The organism is Spirochaeta isovalerica, from assembly GCF_014207565.1.
Classification (GTDB): domain Bacteria; phylum Spirochaetota; class Spirochaetia; order DSM-2461; family DSM-2461; genus Spirochaeta_F; species Spirochaeta_F isovalerica.
In genome coordinates, this window is the sequence record NZ_JACHGJ010000001.1 from 475,469 (window position 1) to 491,097 (window position 15,629).

Annotated in this window: 10 protein-coding genes; 7 read left to right on the plus strand and 3 right to left on the minus strand. The window is 42.2% G+C overall.

What is annotated here, in order from left to right; all coding sequences use genetic code 11:
- Entirely contained in the window at window positions 1–831 is an 831-nt protein-coding gene (locus HNR50_RS02025) for a carbohydrate ABC transporter permease (protein ID WP_184742953.1), read from the plus strand.
- On the opposite strand, the gene HNR50_RS02030 is transcribed toward HNR50_RS02025, so the two are convergent.
- Window positions 821–2,545: a dynamin family protein gene (locus HNR50_RS02030; protein ID WP_184742956.1), complete on the minus strand. Its 1,725-nt coding sequence runs from the start codon at window positions 2,543–2,545 to the stop codon at window positions 821–823. The genes HNR50_RS02025 and HNR50_RS02030 overlap by 11 nt on opposite strands.
- A gap of 79 nt (window positions 2,546–2,624) precedes the next feature.
- On the opposite strand from HNR50_RS02030, the gene HNR50_RS02035 reads away from it, so the two are divergent.
- Window positions 2,625–2,786 carry a hypothetical protein gene (locus HNR50_RS02035; protein WP_184742959.1) on the plus strand — a complete coding sequence of 54 codons (162 nt, stop codon included), beginning with the start codon at window positions 2,625–2,627 and terminating at the stop codon, window positions 2,784–2,786.
- Window positions 2,787–2,791: 5 nt separating this feature from the next.
- Here HNR50_RS02035 and HNR50_RS02040 read toward each other — a convergent pair whose 3' ends face one another.
- Window positions 2,792–4,132: an MATE family efflux transporter gene (locus tag HNR50_RS02040; protein ID WP_184742962.1), complete on the minus strand. Its 1,341-nt coding sequence runs from the start codon at window positions 4,130–4,132 to the stop codon at window positions 2,792–2,794.
- 118 nt (window positions 4,133–4,250) lie between these two features.
- On the opposite strand from HNR50_RS02040, the gene HNR50_RS02045 reads away from it, so the two are divergent.
- Window positions 4,251–5,810: a methyl-accepting chemotaxis protein gene (locus HNR50_RS02045; protein ID WP_184742965.1), complete on the plus strand. Its 1,560-nt coding sequence runs from the start codon at window positions 4,251–4,253 to the stop codon at window positions 5,808–5,810.
- Here HNR50_RS02045 and HNR50_RS02050 read toward each other — a convergent pair.
- The gene (locus tag HNR50_RS02050) at window positions 5,800–7,509 is read right to left on the minus strand and encodes a protein-disulfide reductase DsbD family protein (RefSeq protein ID WP_184742968.1); all 1,710 of its coding nucleotides are present in this window, start codon (window positions 7,507–7,509) and stop codon (window positions 5,800–5,802) included. The two genes, HNR50_RS02045 and HNR50_RS02050, sit on opposite strands and share 11 nt — an antisense overlap.
- A gap of 141 nt (window positions 7,510–7,650) precedes the next feature.
- Here HNR50_RS02050 and HNR50_RS02055 point away from each other — a divergent pair, with 141 nt between their 5' ends.
- From HNR50_RS02055 to HNR50_RS02070, 4 genes are all read left to right on the plus strand, one after another.
- Window positions 7,651–8,871 carry an exonuclease SbcCD subunit D C-terminal domain-containing protein gene (locus HNR50_RS02055; protein ID WP_184742971.1) on the plus strand — a complete coding sequence of 407 codons (1,221 nt, stop codon included), beginning with the start codon at window positions 7,651–7,653 and terminating at the stop codon, window positions 8,869–8,871.
- Window positions 8,861–12,244, plus strand: coding sequence for an AAA family ATPase (locus HNR50_RS02060; protein WP_184742974.1), 3,384 nt, complete (start codon window positions 8,861–8,863; stop codon window positions 12,242–12,244). The genes HNR50_RS02055 and HNR50_RS02060 overlap by 11 nt, the downstream gene beginning before the upstream one ends.
- Window positions 12,245–12,309: 65 nt before the next feature.
- The gene (locus HNR50_RS02065; protein WP_184742977.1) at window positions 12,310–13,134 is read left to right on the plus strand and encodes a purine-nucleoside phosphorylase; all 825 of its coding nucleotides are present in this window, start codon (window positions 12,310–12,312) and stop codon (window positions 13,132–13,134) included.
- 8 nt (window positions 13,135–13,142) lie between these two features.
- Entirely contained in the window at window positions 13,143–15,584 is a 2,442-nt protein-coding gene (locus HNR50_RS02070) for a helicase C-terminal domain-containing protein (RefSeq protein ID WP_184742979.1), read from the plus strand.
- Window positions 15,585–15,629: the final 45 nt, after the last annotated feature.

The window sequence follows — 15,629 nt, forward strand, 5'->3', positions numbered from 1 at the left end:
ATGAAAGAATTGAGCCTGCCTCTCAAAATATTGATTTTCCTTCTTCTTTGCATCGGAGTCTTCTTATGGTTGCTGCCTCTGGGGGTGGCTGTCATAACTTCATTCAGAACCAATGACGATCTGCTGATGAGAGGCTTTCTCTCCCTTCCGAAAGAATTGAGTTTCAGAAATTACGGAGCAGCCTGGACAAGAGGGAATCTGAATAAATTTCTCCCCAACAGTTTCATAATTACCATCCCGTCCCTGACATTTACTTTATTTCTCTCTTCCTTGTCCGCTTATGCTTTATCAAAATTCAGGTTCAGAGGAAGAACGATTATTCTTTCAGTATTTGTCGGCGGCATGATGCTTCCCTTTCAGATCCTTCTACTGCCTGTTTTCAAATTATCAGAAACAATCGGCATATATGACACATACTGGGCGCTTATTGCAATCCATACAGCGTTTCAGATGGGATTCTGTACTTTTGTATTGCGGAACTATATGGTGACCATACCCGATTCCGTAACCGAAGCTGCGAGAATCGACGGAGCCAGCGAGTTCAGAATTTACTGGAACATCATGTTACCTCTGGTCATACCTGCTATGGCTGCAATCGCAACACTGGAATTTACATGGATATTCAATGATTACATCTGGCCGCTGATTCTTGTGCGCACAGATAGATTGATGCCTGTAACAGCCGGTCTGGCCATTTTGCAGGGTCAGTATATTATGGACTGGACAGTTATCATTTCAGGCGCCCTCATAGGAACAATCCCCACAATATTCGTTTTTCTGTTTCTGCAGAAATACTTTATCCGGGGACTGACAATGGGGTCTAACAAGTAGATTTTATTTTTCTGAATACATTACGCTTCTTTTCGATATGGAAAGAAGCAGTTTTTATAAATTCCGATTCCTTTTCGATATGACTGTCGATCTTTTCAAACTGCCTGTGTATATCATCGAAAATCAATTCGAGCTTATTTCGCAGCCTTCTTTTTAATTCTGCGGAAAAGCGTGAGTTGGTTTCCTCCAGGCTCTTCCGGAATTCTCGGATCATCCGGCTTCTCTTGAACAGAATGATACCGCTCGCCCCGAGAATTCCAACGGCAGACAATGCTCCTCCCGTCGCATCAAAAACAGCTCCCTGAGCGATGATTGATAAAAGTGCGCCCGCTGCTGCAACAAGGCCGCCTTTGAGGACGGTGTCGCTTATATCGGGATTATGCTTCTCAAGATTAGTGAGTAATGACAGGTCAGTAGACATTTCAGTCAAGCCGTTCAGAATTTCAGTCAGGGTTTCGTCTCTTCTATTAATAAACGCTTCCAGCGCACGGTCTCCGGCTTCCCGGCTGTATAGATCCCGTGCTTTCTCGACTTCACGGATTATCTCACTGAATCTGTACTTTATCCCGTCGATGAAAAATGAAGCGTTATCGGCGGCTTCTTTTGCCAGACTTTTCTCCAGATCTGAATTCATTTCCCGAAGAACTTCCTCGAGAAACTTTCTGTCCACTTTGTGCCGGCTGTTACGAAATCTCGGAATGGGAATGGCCTGTTTTAAAATATTGGCTGTCGATAAGCTGTTTTTCAGCCTTAACGAATAATCTCTCGATGTACGGTCGAATACGAAATTCATCCTCTCAAGGATTTTGTCTATCTCTTTGGCTGAGTTCTCAAGACCGGTTCTGTAGCGATTGGTAATTGTGTTTTTTAACTCTCTGTCCCGATCGAGTATTCCCGATCGAACATCCAGTTTCTTTTCAGCTTTTTCTAAAAGGATTTCAGCGATATCGATCCTATCCTTCAGTTTGAGAAGCATATGTTGTCCGCCCCGGGTCGTATCGCTTATGAAATCTCTGATTTCCCTGAAACCGCTCTTTTCGTAATGGCCTTCTTTTTCAAACTTTGATGAAGTGGGGAATATAACAGGGGAGCTGATCCCTTTTTCCCGAGCATATTCTGCAATTTTCTTTAATCCGGTCTCAAGCTCTTTTTCAGAACATCTGTCAGCCTGGGCGGCGATAAAGACAATATTCCGGCTCCATTCCTCCTTCATGACTTTAAGCATCTCCCACGAGGAGCTATGATGAGGATTCAAAGCAGGAAAAACAAAAAATATGACATTGCTGTTCGGAGCAAAGCGTTTGGTAATCTCTTCGTGCTCATTAATTATAGAGTCAGTCCCCGGAGTATCGACTATTGAGATCTCTTTCAGTATTTCAGCATTAATACCCTTAATATCGAGATATTTTTCAATATGTTCCAGATAAGGCTGGTCGGAATACACGACTTGCTGGACCCTGTCGGTGCAGATATCGGCATCTACTTCGCAAATTTCTGTACCTGTTAAGGCATTAATAAAAGAGCTCTTCCCCGATTTCACTTCCCCGATGATAACAAACATAAAAGGTTTGTCCAGGCTATCGGATAAAGCGATAAGCTCTTTATTCAGATCTGTGAAATCGGGATCCTCGAGTTTCGAAGTCAGTTCTTCAAGTGATGATTTAATGATGCGGGCATTTTCCCGATATGTTCTGTCTATCAATTCGGCGTTCATTACTTCTAAATATACATTCTCTATTGATTTTCATAAATAGTATTCTGATAATTGTATAAAAGGCTTAAAGGAGTAAATCATGGAAAAAGAAATTACCATCACACAGTTCGCCGGAGAACTGAAGAAAAGACTGGAAGATGGCAAAACTGTTGATTGCTGTAAAACAGAACTGTTAAGACTGGCCGATATTATCACAGACAAAATCGGCGATGAAAAGATAAAAGTACTCTGGCAGGACTGATTAAGTCAGGCTACGGCTTTTGCCCATTTCCCTCCCCGGAATCGAATCCACATTACGATTCCCCGGACCAGAAAATCCAGACACATGGCCAACCAGACTCCCGATAGTCCTCCTTTGAGGACTATTCCGAATAGCCAGGCTGCGGGGAGACGAAGCAGGAATCGGCTTATTATCATGACAATCATGGCATATCTGGTATCTCCCGCTCCTCTTATTGTTCCGCTGAAAACCATAGCCGGAGCCAGGAATACGGCAAAAAGTGCGTAAATTCTCAAAGCTGATCGTGTCATGCTCACAATTGAAATATCTGTTGAAAAAAGACCGATAAGAAGGTCGGGAATGGTGTAATAGGCGATACTGATTATTGCCATGACAACCGTACAATAGAACACTGCCAGTCTTGTAATGGCTTTCGCCTTTTCCGGTTCTCCTGCACCGAGAGACTGCCCGGTTCCGGTACTGGCGGCTATGGCGAATCCGAATCCCGGCATAAAAGACAGGGAAGCCAGCTTCATCACAATATTGAAAGCGCCCAGGCTCAAGCTGCCCAGAGGCGTTACAGCCAGAACCATTACAGCCATCTGACTGATTCCCATAGCCATATTGCTGATTAAAGAAGGAATTCCTATTTTTATTATCAGTTTCAGATGAGAATAAGAGAATAATTTTGATTTTTTAAAAGGGCTCCATTCTCTACGGGAACTGATTAAAAGCAGGATAAGAAATCCAAAGGTAAAACTTATACCGGAAGCATAAGCCGCACCGGCAATTCCCATGGGTTCAAAACCCAGATGACCGAATATCATAGCCCAGTCTAGGACGATATTTATGAGATTCATTGCGAGACTGACTTTCATGGTCGTTCTCGTTTCGCCACAGGCGTTAAATGCCGCCTGAATGGCGGTGAGACCATAAATTGAAGGTAAAAAAACCATGAACGTTTTGAAATAACTGGAAGCAAAAGGATAAAGATCGGAAGGCATCTGAATGAAACCGAATAAACCGTTGAATCCCAATTGGATTAACGGGAGAAATATAAAGGAAACAAATAATGTCGCAATCAGACCGGTCCTGAGAAATTCCGATGCTTTCACAGCTTCTTTTTCACCTATTCTGCGGGCGATAGTCGCAGTCAGTCCTGTTGCGAAACCTTCGGAAATCATCTGGATATTCCAGATGAGAGTACCGGTCAGAGCTACGGCTCCCAGAGATAATGCATCAATGCGGCCAATGAACATCGTGTCTACAAGCTGAACCATCGTATTGGCGATTTGAGTCCCCATAACCGGCAGAGCCAGAGAGAGGACGTAGGAAGAGCCGCGTAATTTATAATATTGCTTTCTCATAAAGATTCCTGATTGATTTTGAATTGCTTTTTATTATTACTCTTTTTATGACACTGTAAAGACTAAGTATTTGAAATATGGATTATTAAAGTTTAAAATTCCTGCCAGAGGTATCATAATGAAAAAAATTACCACAAAGATTCTGCTTTTTACTATCGGTATCGCTGTTTTTATTAGCGCAGCACTTGGATCTTTTATGATTTTCAACTTTAACACAACTCTCAACAAAGATCTCGACAGACTTCAGCAAACTATGCTCGATGATTTTGACAGACTTGTTAAATTTGAGATCGAAACGATGCTCTCCATGATTGAGACGATATATAATGATTCTCAGAATGGTCTTTATACCGATGAACAGGCCAGGTTTCTCGCCGCTCATCTCGTGAGAGAGGCGAGATTCGGTGTGGACAATTATTTCTGGATTGATACTTCAAAAGGAGATAACGTAGTTCTTCTGGGCCGCGATTCGGAAGGCACCAACAGAATAAATCTACAGGATGTAAACGGCAAATATATCGTTCAGGATATTATTCAGGCCGCTTTGGATGGTGGCGGATATACGGACTACTATTTCCCCAGAAGTGAAGGAGGGGAAGCGCTTCGAAAAAGAGGCTATTCCGCGTATTTTGAACCTTATGACTGGATTATCGGAACCGGTAATTACGTTGACGATATTGATGTCATAGTCAACGAAAAGAAAGCCGAGGGAATGGCTTATATGAGACAGAATATTTCATTGTCACTTCTTTTTATTGTGGCTTCGCTGATTGTTGTAACAATAATTTCAGTTTTCTTGGGTAAAAGGATTTCCAGACCGGTCATATATGCCTCTCAGATTACCGCCCGCATTGCATCGGGAGATTTAACCCAGAGCTTTAATACAGATTTCGGTAAGCTCAAAGATGAAATCGGAACACTGCTCGAATCAGTGGGGACTATGGATGAAAACCTCAAGGATATCGTAACACAGATTGTGGAAAGCTCCGATATTATCGCCGGTAGCAGCGATCAGTTGTCCAGCGCTTCTTCCCAGCTTTCTCAGGGAGCAACTGAGCAGGCCGCGTCTATTGAAGAGATTTCAGCTTCCATAGAGCAAATGAATTCAAATGTGGCCAACAATGCAGACAATGCCAGACAGACGGAAAAGATAGCTCTAAAAGCTGCACAGGATGCCGATGAAAGCGGTTCGGCGGTTTCCCGCGCAACGAAATCGTTAAAGGAAATTACAGAAAAAATATCAATAATCAGCGAAATTGCAAGACAGACTAATCTTCTGGCTTTGAATGCAGCGATTGAGGCCGCCCGGGCAGGAGATCATGGAAAAGGATTTGCCGTTGTCGCTCAGGAAGTAAGGAAGCTGGCTGAGAGAAGCCAGGTAGCTGCCGCTGAAATAATGGAGATATCTGCTGAAACCGAATCGGCTGCGGACAATGCTTCGGTTATGCTCGACAGGCTTGTACCGGACATCCAGAAAACAGCTGAACTCGTACAGGAAATTGCTGCGGCGACCAGCGAACAGGCATCGGGAATAGAACAGGTCACCAATGCCATAAATCAGATGGACAGCGTCGTACAACAGAACGCCTCTGCATCGGAACAGGTCGCCGCCACAGCCGAAACGCTGGTGTCTCAAGCTAGAGAACAGAAAAACACTGTGTCGTTTTTTACGGTTTAATTTTCTCCAGTTCCTCTTCAATCATGCCTATGGAGAGGAACTCAGGAAAAACATGAGCTTCTTCGCCGGGCCTGAAAAGAAGGTATAAAGGAACACCGGCTCTTTCATATTTTGCGAGCCATCTGGCGATTACCCTGTCACCGGAAGTGAAGTCGCCTTTGAGCAACTGAACGTTTTTCGATTCGAACATATCCAGAACCTTCTTTCTATCGAGAACAGCCGCGTCGTTGACTTTACAGGAAGTACACCAGTCTGCATAAAAATCCACAAAAACCGGTTTCCCTTCATTTCTGTATTTTTCTACCAGATCTTCAGAAAAAACCTTCCAGACACCATCGGCAATGTTATTGTTTTCTGAAGAATTTTTCGGAGTAAGATCAACAAGGGAATAAAAAGATCCGGCTATTATGAATAAGGCGATCACCACGACAGCAATTCTTTTTCTTTTCTTTTCTATGGCTGACCCGAAACGACCGAAAATCCAAACAGCCAATCCTGTAAAGAGAAGAAACCAGAGAACACCTTTTATAGAATCGCCGATCAAACTGTGAAGAGTTGTCAAAAGATACACCATGGTTCCCAGGAGAAGAAAACCCATAAATTCCTTAAAGGTATTCATCCACTTACCCGGTTTGGGTATCCTGGCAATTAGAGCCGGAAAAAGACCGAGAAGAATGAATGGCAAGGCAAATCCAAGAGAAAGTGCTGTAAAAATCAATATTATGACAAATGGAGTCTGGGAAAAAGCAAAACCAAGAGCGGCACCCATAAAGGGAGCGGTGCAGGGGGTTGCGACAAGAACCGCAAAGATCCCGGTTATGAATGAACTTCTATAACTTCTGCCGGCGCTATGCTGTGATGCCTTTTGCATGCCTTTATTCGGAGGATTGAATGTATAGATATCAAAAAGAGAGAGTGAAAAAATGAAAATGAGTGTTAAAAGAACAGTAACGAAAAGCGGATTCTGAAACTGAAATCCCCAACCGAATGCTTCTCCGGAACTTTTCAGTAAAATAACAGAAAAAGCAAGTATCAAAAAGGAGACCAGTATACCTGTACCGTAGAGGACAGAAGATACTAATATTGTTTTTTTATCATGACTGCTCTGTTCTACCAGATTTAAGGCTTTAACGGAAAGTAGAGGTAGGACACAGGGCATAATATTCAGAATAATTCCACCGGCGAAAGCCAGGAGAATGTACCAGAGTATAACTGACAACGGAGATTTTGAAGTCCCGCCATTATCGCTGATATCAAGAGTGCGATTGAATGTAATGTTTTCCGGAAGAAGACAGGCCCCGTCGTCCTCACACATCTGATATGATGCGATTATCTCGAGGTCAATTTGATTGGCATTCACATCATCGGTTAATGAAAAAGTTCTTGAAATTGTAACTTTGTCGCTGAAAGCCGGAATACCGAGGAGAGGTTTACTCTCTTCCATGGGATAAAATACTTCTCCGGCATCTATTTGCGGATTATCAATAGTAATAGTAAAAAAATCTTCATTAAGAAAAATATGGTAATGTTCAGGTATTTCATATGTCCCGTAGACTGTAAATGTATCGCCCGGGGACAATTCCGAAGGAATAACCTCAAGAACTATATTGACTTCCGGAATATCGCTGGTACCGAAAAACTGTCCGTATACTTGAAATGAAAAAAATACAGTCAGCAGAAAGAATATTGTTTTTTTCATTATCTATAAATCTCCGATATAGGTTGATCTGAATAAAATACTCATGAAGTTTGATTTTGTAAATATTATATATATAAAATACAATATCTACCAATGAAAATCCTGCTGTACTAAGGGGAAAAAAAATGAATAATAGATTATATGAGGATACTGCATACTTCTGATTGGCACCTTGGTGCCAGACTTTGCGATAGAGAGAGGATTGATGAGCACAAAGCCTTTCTGGATTGGATAATTCACAAGATAGAAACAGAAAAAGTCAATATTCTAATAATATCCGGCGATATATTTGACACATCCACTCCGCCTAATAATGCCGAAGCTCTATATTATGATTTTATTTGTAAACTTAATGAAACGGATTTAACCGCGACAGTCATAATCGGCGGAAATCATGATTCCATTTCTAAGATAAACTCACCGAAATTACTGCTCAGCCGCTTAAAAGTCTTCGTTGTGGGGGGAGCTGAAAAAAGCCCTGAAGACTGCTTAATTCCGATTTTGGAAAATGACCGGGTACACGCTCTTGTCTGTGCCGTTCCTTTTTTAAGAGAAAGAGATATCAGGATTCCTGTTGCCGGTGAGAACTGGGAAGAAAGGGAGCGGGGTGTCGCAGAGGGAATCCATTCATACTATCGCAGTGTCGTAGAATCGGCAGAAAAGGATTATGACCTGTCAAATATTCCGTTAATAGGGATGGGACATCTCTTTGTAACCGGAAGCCTTTCCGGTGCTGGGCAAAGGGATCTCTATGTGGGGAATCTCGGATCCATATCTACAGAAATATTTTCTGATTCATTCAGTTATATCGCCCTGGGGCATATTCATAAACCTCAGCAAGTCGGAGGAAAAGATTATATCCGATACAGCGGCTCTCCGCTGGCTATGGACTTTGGAGAAGAAGGAGAAAAGTCCGTTATTATTGCAGAGTTTAAGGAGAATAAGCTAACCGGTACCAAAACATTGACTATCCCTCAATACAGAAAGCTGATTCGATTCAAGGGGAACTTAAAGGAAGTAGAGAAACAAATTGATGACTTTGTTCCTCCCGATACTCCCTTCTGGGCGGATGCTGAACTACTAGACGGATCAGCATTAGGAGATGTAAGCCGGATCCTCAATGAAAAGGCAATAGAAAAAGGATTTGAGTTCTTGAGAATTCGAATCCTTCACGAAGCAAGTCAGAATATATTCAAGAACAGGCAATCGAAAGAAATAAAAGATCTGACTCCGGAGGAAATATTCATAGAACGTTGCCGCAATGCCGGTCTGGAAGAAGAAAAAATGAACGAATTGATGCCGCTCTATAAAGAATTGCTGGTTAGGGTCGAAAACGTCCTGGAGAATGACCATGAAAATTGAATCCATTTCTATATATAATCTCAATTCACTATATGGGAACAATTTAATCGAGTTCACAAAAAAACCCTTCAACGGCTCCGGTCTGTTCGCCATAACTGGTCCAACCGGTGCAGGAAAATCGACAATTTTCGATGCCATATGCCTGGCTCTGTATGGAAGAACTCCGAGATTGAAAAACCCCGATGAAATTATGAGCCGTCATACCGGAGAATGTTATTCTGAACTGACTTTTTCTGTGAATGGTTCAATATACAGAAGCCGCTGGGAGCAGAGAAAGTCAAGAGGCAAAGCTGACGGAAAACTTCAAAGCGCCAGAATGTCGATCGTAAAAATTACTGAAGGTCATGAGACTGTACTTGAAGACAAGAAAAGTCTTGTTCCTCAGGAAGTGGCTGCTATTACAGGCCTGGATTATGATCAGTTCACTCGATCTATAATGCTGGCCCAGGGAAATTTTGAATCATTCCTCAAAGCCGGTGTAAACGAAAGGGCAGAGCTTCTGGAGAAAATGACGGGTACTGAATTATACACAAGATTGAGTATCGAGGCATTTAATCTGGCAAAAGAAAAAGAAGAAAATCTCTACAGATTGCAGGAAAAAACAGGAGATACGGAAATACTCCCGGCAGATGAAAGAGAGGAACTGGAACAGTCTCTTGAAATTTTGAAAACAAAGAGACAGGAACAAACCGAGTTCAGAGAAAAATTGCAAGCAGCCAGAAATTGGCAGGAACAGGATGTCGTACTCAAGCACAGGATTGATAATTGCAAATATGAATTGCAGGAAGCTCTGATTAAAGAGGAAGAGTCCAGAGAACTGGAAGATATTTACGCAAGGAAATCATTAATTGAAAAAAATATGCCTCTTTATGATACATATACATACCTTGATAAGGAAACAAACAGACTCGAAAAAGAAACTGAAGACTTAAAAAAGAATAAAGCTTCTATTGAGTCTGAAATTGAAGAATCAAATAAAGAACTTGAGATTCGGAAAAATGAGAAAATTGAAGTAGAACAAAGGGCTGAAAAAACAAGTAAAAATATACGTTTAATTGAAGTGCAGCAGAATTCAATTAATAGCTTTGACGAACGGATCAAAACAATAAATGAATATATAAATCAGGAATCGAATAGTTATAGATTAATCAAAGAGGAAATTCTCAATAAAGAATCTCAGTTAAGGATATTATATAAGAATAGATCTTCTCTGAGCACCTTTATGAAACAATATGCTCATATGGCAAAAATCGGAGAATCGATTCCGCTCTTAAAGGATCTATCCGATAGATTTGATTCTCTCGCCGGTATGGATAACTTCAGAAACTTTGATCAAATCCGGAAAATTAAACGGGCCGAACTCGAGAATCTGGATAAAAAGATTTCTTTTATAAAAAAAGAACAGCCAGGAGACATAGAGGATTTATTAAACATAAAAGAAATTCTCAGAGCCATGGGACCCATCTCAAGAAGCTATAGAGAGGTTTTGGAAGATAATAATGATTATCTTGCCAATAAAGAATCTTACAGAAAAAAGCTGACTGTCATCACGAAAAAAAAAGAGCAGCTGGAAGCCTTGCAGGAGAAATATTTTTACCATAAAAGACAGGCAGATTTTTCCGCGTTAATCAATGAGGTGAAAAACCATCTTCATCAGGGAGATACCTGTCCGGTCTGTAACGGCGTTTATAATGAACCGGGTAAGGAACCGGAAATTAATGAAGACCATTTGGAAATAGCCAATCCCGAAAGTGAATTGAAAGAAATATCAACGCAGGAGCAAGTCCTTAAAGAACGTATACTCGATATTCAAAAAGTGCTTGATAAATCGGATACAAAACTCAATGAATTAATGCGGGAATGGAACGAGATCAAAGGAACATCTTTCGTTGATTTATTACCTTCTGAAAAAGAAAAAGCAATCGCCATATATAACAATAACGAATCTTTGATTGTTGATTGTATAAACTGGGATAAAGAACTTAATGCCTTGACCGGAGAGAGGGATGCGTTAACTATTGAGAACAGGAACTTTGATGAAGCTGAAAAGCTGAGAGAGAAAATTCTTTCTATTCTTCTTTCTATTGGTTTTTCCGATGACATAAAGCCTGATTTTCCTTCAGAACTGGAAACAAAAAAATCTGAATATGATAAAAAAAGAGAGAACCTTGAAAAATGTGAAAAAGACATTCAGGAGGCTGAACACGCTCTTGTCTCTTTAAAAGAGAAAGCTGCATCTGCCGAAAGCAAAATTCAAAATTGGCAGGCAGACAAAGAAAAGCTGGAATCGGAAAAATTTTTACTGGAAAATCAGCTTCTCGAGGCCAGTGGAGGCAAGTCAGTTATCCTCCTTGAAAAAGAGATGAACGAATCACTTCAAAAAGTATTACGGACCTATGAAAAAACAAAAAACGCTTTCAATCAACTTGAACAGAAGCTTTTTTCTGTTTCAGCAGCATTAACGCATAATGAACAGACACTACCTGGCATAAGAAAAGATTGGGAGCAAAAGAGAGCTTCACTTAACGAAATCCTGAAAAATAACGACATTGATATTGAAGAGTTTAATCAAAAAGGTCTATCTGAAGAAATTCAACGCTTGAAAAAAAGGATAAACGATGGCCGGGAAGGGAAAATCCGTGCAGAAGAAGCGCTTGAAAATTCGAAAGAGAGGCTAAAAGAGCATCTTCAGAACAAGCCGGATGAAACATATCTCAGCAATACTTCATCCGAACTGACAAAAGTGGAAAATGAAATCAATTCAATCTCTACAGATTTGGGCGGCGTCGAAGAAAAACTGAAAAGGGATAATTTCCTTCGGGACAAGTTAAATGAGCTGGCAAGGGAAATTGAGGCTCATGAGAAAGAGTGCCGGAAATGGTCTGAACTGAGGTCTTTGATCGGGAGCGCTGACGGGAAAATCTACCGTCGTTTCGTCCAGGGGCTGACACTGGAAAAACTTGTCGGCTTGGCCAATATACATCTGGCTAGACTGAATAATAGATACAGAATTGAGCGATCTGAAGATAAAGAGCTTGAAGTGGAAATTGTTGACAATTGGCAGGCCGATACTATAAGACCGTCTTCAACCTTATCTGGCGGTGAAAGTTTTCTGGTAAGTCTGGCTCTGTCTTTGGGGTTGTCTGAACTGGTGGGCAATAATGTCGTGATCGATTCGCTTTTTCTCGATGAAGGATTCGGAACGCTGGATCCTGAATCTCTCGAAACGGTTCTGTCTGCCCTGGAAACATTGCAATCCGGAGGAAAGCTGATCGGAATAATTTCCCATGTCAGTGCGATCAGAGAGCGAATTTCAGTTCAGGTACAGGTGAGAAAACTGGCCGGGGGTAAAAGCCGTATTGAAATTGTCTGACAAACAAACATTTTGTATTGTGTATTCCAAAATTAAGGATTATTCTATAAATAAACGGAGGAAAAATGAGAAGCGATTTTCAAGAAAGAGTAGAAAAAGCTGTTAAATCAATACGTACTAAAACTCAGGCGAAACCAAAGGTGGGATTAATCCTCGGATCAGGTCTTTCGGGAATTTCAGATCAGCTGGATGGAATTGAAATCCCCTATAGCGATATAGACGGCTTTCCCGAACCCACAGTTGCCGGACATAAAGGAATTCTTAAGATTGGAGAAGAAACGGTAACGCTGGCGGGAAGATTTCATTTCTATGAAGGCTGGACAATGGATGAAGTTGTGCTTCCCACTGCGCTTCTGCATGGCCTGGGTGTTGAGACATTGATTGTAACCAATGCGGCAGGAGCTGTAAATAAAGCCTTTGCGCCGGGTAATATTGTCCTGTTGAAAGATCATATCAACTTAATGGGAACCAACCCGCTTATCGGGCCGAATGATGCGAAAATGGGGCCCCGATTCCCGGATATGACATATCCGTACGACAGAGAGCTTCGCGATATGGTTAAAAGGATTGCGCCTTCTCTGCTCAGCAAACCGGAAGATCTGAAAGAAGGTGTATATGCCGCTTTTACCGGACCGTCATATGAGACGCCGGCTGAAATTAAAATGTGCCGGATCATCGGGGCGGATATGGTTGGAATGTCGACTGTTCCCGAAGTCATTACTGCTAACCGGCTCGGTATGAAAGTCATCGGGATTTCCTGTGCGACCAATATGGCTGCCGGAATTCTCGATCAGCCTCTGAATCATGAAGAGGTTGTCGAAACCGGAAGAAAAGTGCAGAATGACATGGTCAAATTGATCATGGGGATTGTTCAGGAGCTGAACATATAACGATATAGGTGATAACAGAAAAAAGATTTACCCGGGAAGTTCTCTCTCTAATGGAAGAAGACCTCAGAGATGCTTCTTCCCGGGAAGTATTATGGTGCGGACAGCAGAACAGCGAGGGAATGATATCCCGTGTTTCTGTAGCTGCAAGAGGAACCGATTCTGAAGTTCCGGCTCTTTTCCCTCATATGGATAAGGGCGATGTTGTCATACACAATCACCCGTCAGGCCTGCTGGAACCGAGCAGCGCTGATTTATCAGTCGCTTCCCTTTTGGGAAACCGCGGAATCGGCTTTTTTATAATCAATAATGAACTGACACACTTTTATGCTGTTGCGGAACCGGTAAAAAGAAAGCGGGATACGAGCCTCGATGAGGAAGAACTTGCGCATATCCTCAGTCCCGGCGGAGCACTCGAAAATATAAGCGAAAACTATGAACACCGCCCTTCACAAACAGACTTGCTGAAGCTCATTTGCCGTGGTTTCAATCAGAATCTCATTATCGCCGCAGAAGCCGGCACAGGTGTCGGTAAATCATTTGCCTATCTTATTCCTTCTCTTAAATGGGCGGAAGAGAATGAAGAAAGAGTCGTTATATCAACAGCGACCATAAACCTACAGCAGCAGATCATTGAAAAAGACATTCCCCTGGCCAAACGGATGACAGGTTCGACAGTTAAAGCTGTACTTGTCAAAGGGAGAAGAAATTATATCTGCCATAGCCGCTTGAAAGAGCAAATGGATGAAAACAGCCTCTTTCTTGATGAAGGCGATCCTTTAAAAGTTATTTACGATTGGTCTCAGATATCCGCAACAGGCAGCCGGACAGAATTGAATTTTCATCCCGATGAGTCATTGTGGTCCCGCGTCTGCAGTGAGTCGGACACCTGCACGGGAATGAGATGCCCCTGGTTTGAAAATTGCTATGTCATGCGAGCCAGGAGAGAAGCAGCATCGGCCGGTATTCTTGTTGTAAACCATCACTTGCTTTTTGCCGATCTTGCATTAAGACAATCCGGAATAGGTTACGAGAGCGGGGCCGTGCTTCCTGTATATGACAGGATCGTCTTTGATGAAGCGCACAATATCGAAAACAGCGCCACCTCCTTTTTTTCTGAATCGCTAAGTAAATTCTCTGTTTTCCAGCTTCTCGGCCGCCTGTATCGTTTGCGCAAAGGGCGAGCTGCCGGTTCTGCTGTTCGTATTGAGGCGTTGACCGGACCCTGTCCCGATCTGGCTGAAATTCCACAGCTCATAACCAATATCAAAGCAAAAGCGGAAATACTAGACAGTCTTTCCAGAGATTTTACCGGAGACAACTATACAAGACGTATAACGGGAGATCCCGATCAGAACATAGAAAGCGGATTGCTCGCTCCGATGGGAGAATTGCAGAAAGAATTATTACTCCTATCCCAGGCCTGTACGGATACACTGAAAGCAATCCCCGAAGAAGAAGATGAAAATCCCCTTGTTTTTGAGTTTAAAGCCATGATCAGGCGGCTTCAGGAGATGTCATCATTTTGTGAAAAGTTCAGAAACTACAGTGAATACGGAGAACTCGTTTTCTGGATTGAAAGAAAAAAAACTGCTGCCGGTGAATTGTTCGAACGTTTTATAATAACGCCGCTTGATATAGCTTCTATGATGAATGAAGCGGTGTTCAATCAATTCAAAAGCGTGATCTGTACCTCCGCGACTTTGACCGTCAGAGATAACTTTAATTACTGGAACAGCCGGATCGGATTGAATTTATCTGATCCGGAAAAAGTTTTCAGTGAAATATTCCCTTCTCCTTTTGATTATACAAGAAGAGCTCTTCTGGCTGTTCCCAACGATGCACCTATGCCGGAAGAGGGTGAGTCATATTATTCCTACATATCCTCCTTTTGCAAAAAAGCTCTTGAAGTATCCGAAGGTGGGGCTCTTTTATTGTTCACCTCTTATGAAATGCTAAAAAACGTCTTTAACGACCTTAAACCGGGGCTTGATAGAATGGGCATAACAGCTTACAGGCAGGGTGAGGACGACAGAACGCGACTTCTAAATAATTTCAGAAACGATGTATCCAGCGTTCTTTTCGCGACTGATTCCTTCTGGGAAGGTGTTGATACGCCGGGTGATTCGCTCAAGCTGGTAATTATATGCCGGCTTCCTTTCAGAGTCCCGACGGATCCCGTCGTTATGGCCCGTGTGGAAGCTATTGAAAGGCGGGGAGGCAACCCCTTTATGGAGTTATCCCTACCTGAAGCCGTTATGAAGTTCAAACAGGGATTCGGACGGCTTATGAGAAGGAAAAGCGATAGGGGAGTCGTATTGATTCTCGATTCGAGAGTTGTAAAAAAAAGATACGGCTCTCTCTTTCTGAACTCACTGCCTCCGGCAATGCGCTCTGTCAAAGCCGGTGATGCTATTTTATTGGAAATCGAAGATTTTCTTTATGGCAACTGATGCCATATGACTGTATTATAGAAATGATTGTATAGAAAAGGAGTC

Bases quoted from the DNA above. Each gene is read 5' to 3' on its own strand.
- HNR50_RS02025 (WP_184742953.1), top strand. From the start codon at position 1: ATGAAAGAATTGAGCCTGCCTCTCAAAATATTGATTTTCCTTCTTCTT.
- HNR50_RS02065 (WP_184742977.1), top strand. From the start codon at position 12,310: ATGAGAAGCGATTTTCAAGAAAGAGTAGAAAAAGCTGTTAAATCAATA.
- HNR50_RS02035 (WP_184742959.1), top strand. From the start codon at position 2,625: ATGGAAAAAGAAATTACCATCACACAGTTCGCCGGAGAACTGAAGAAA.
- HNR50_RS02055 (WP_184742971.1), top strand. From the start codon at position 7,651: ATGAGGATACTGCATACTTCTGATTGGCACCTTGGTGCCAGACTTTGC.
- HNR50_RS02050 (WP_184742968.1), bottom strand. From the start codon at position 7,509: ATGAAAAAAACAATATTCTTTCTGCTGACTGTATTTTTTTCATTTCAA.
- HNR50_RS02030 (WP_184742956.1), bottom strand. From the start codon at position 2,545: ATGAACGCCGAATTGATAGACAGAACATATCGGGAAAATGCCCGCATC.
- HNR50_RS02045 (WP_184742965.1), top strand. From the start codon at position 4,251: ATGAAAAAAATTACCACAAAGATTCTGCTTTTTACTATCGGTATCGCT.
- HNR50_RS02060 (WP_184742974.1), top strand. From the start codon at position 8,861: ATGAAAATTGAATCCATTTCTATATATAATCTCAATTCACTATATGGG.
- HNR50_RS02040 (WP_184742962.1), bottom strand. From the start codon at position 4,132: ATGAGAAAGCAATATTATAAATTACGCGGCTCTTCCTACGTCCTCTCT.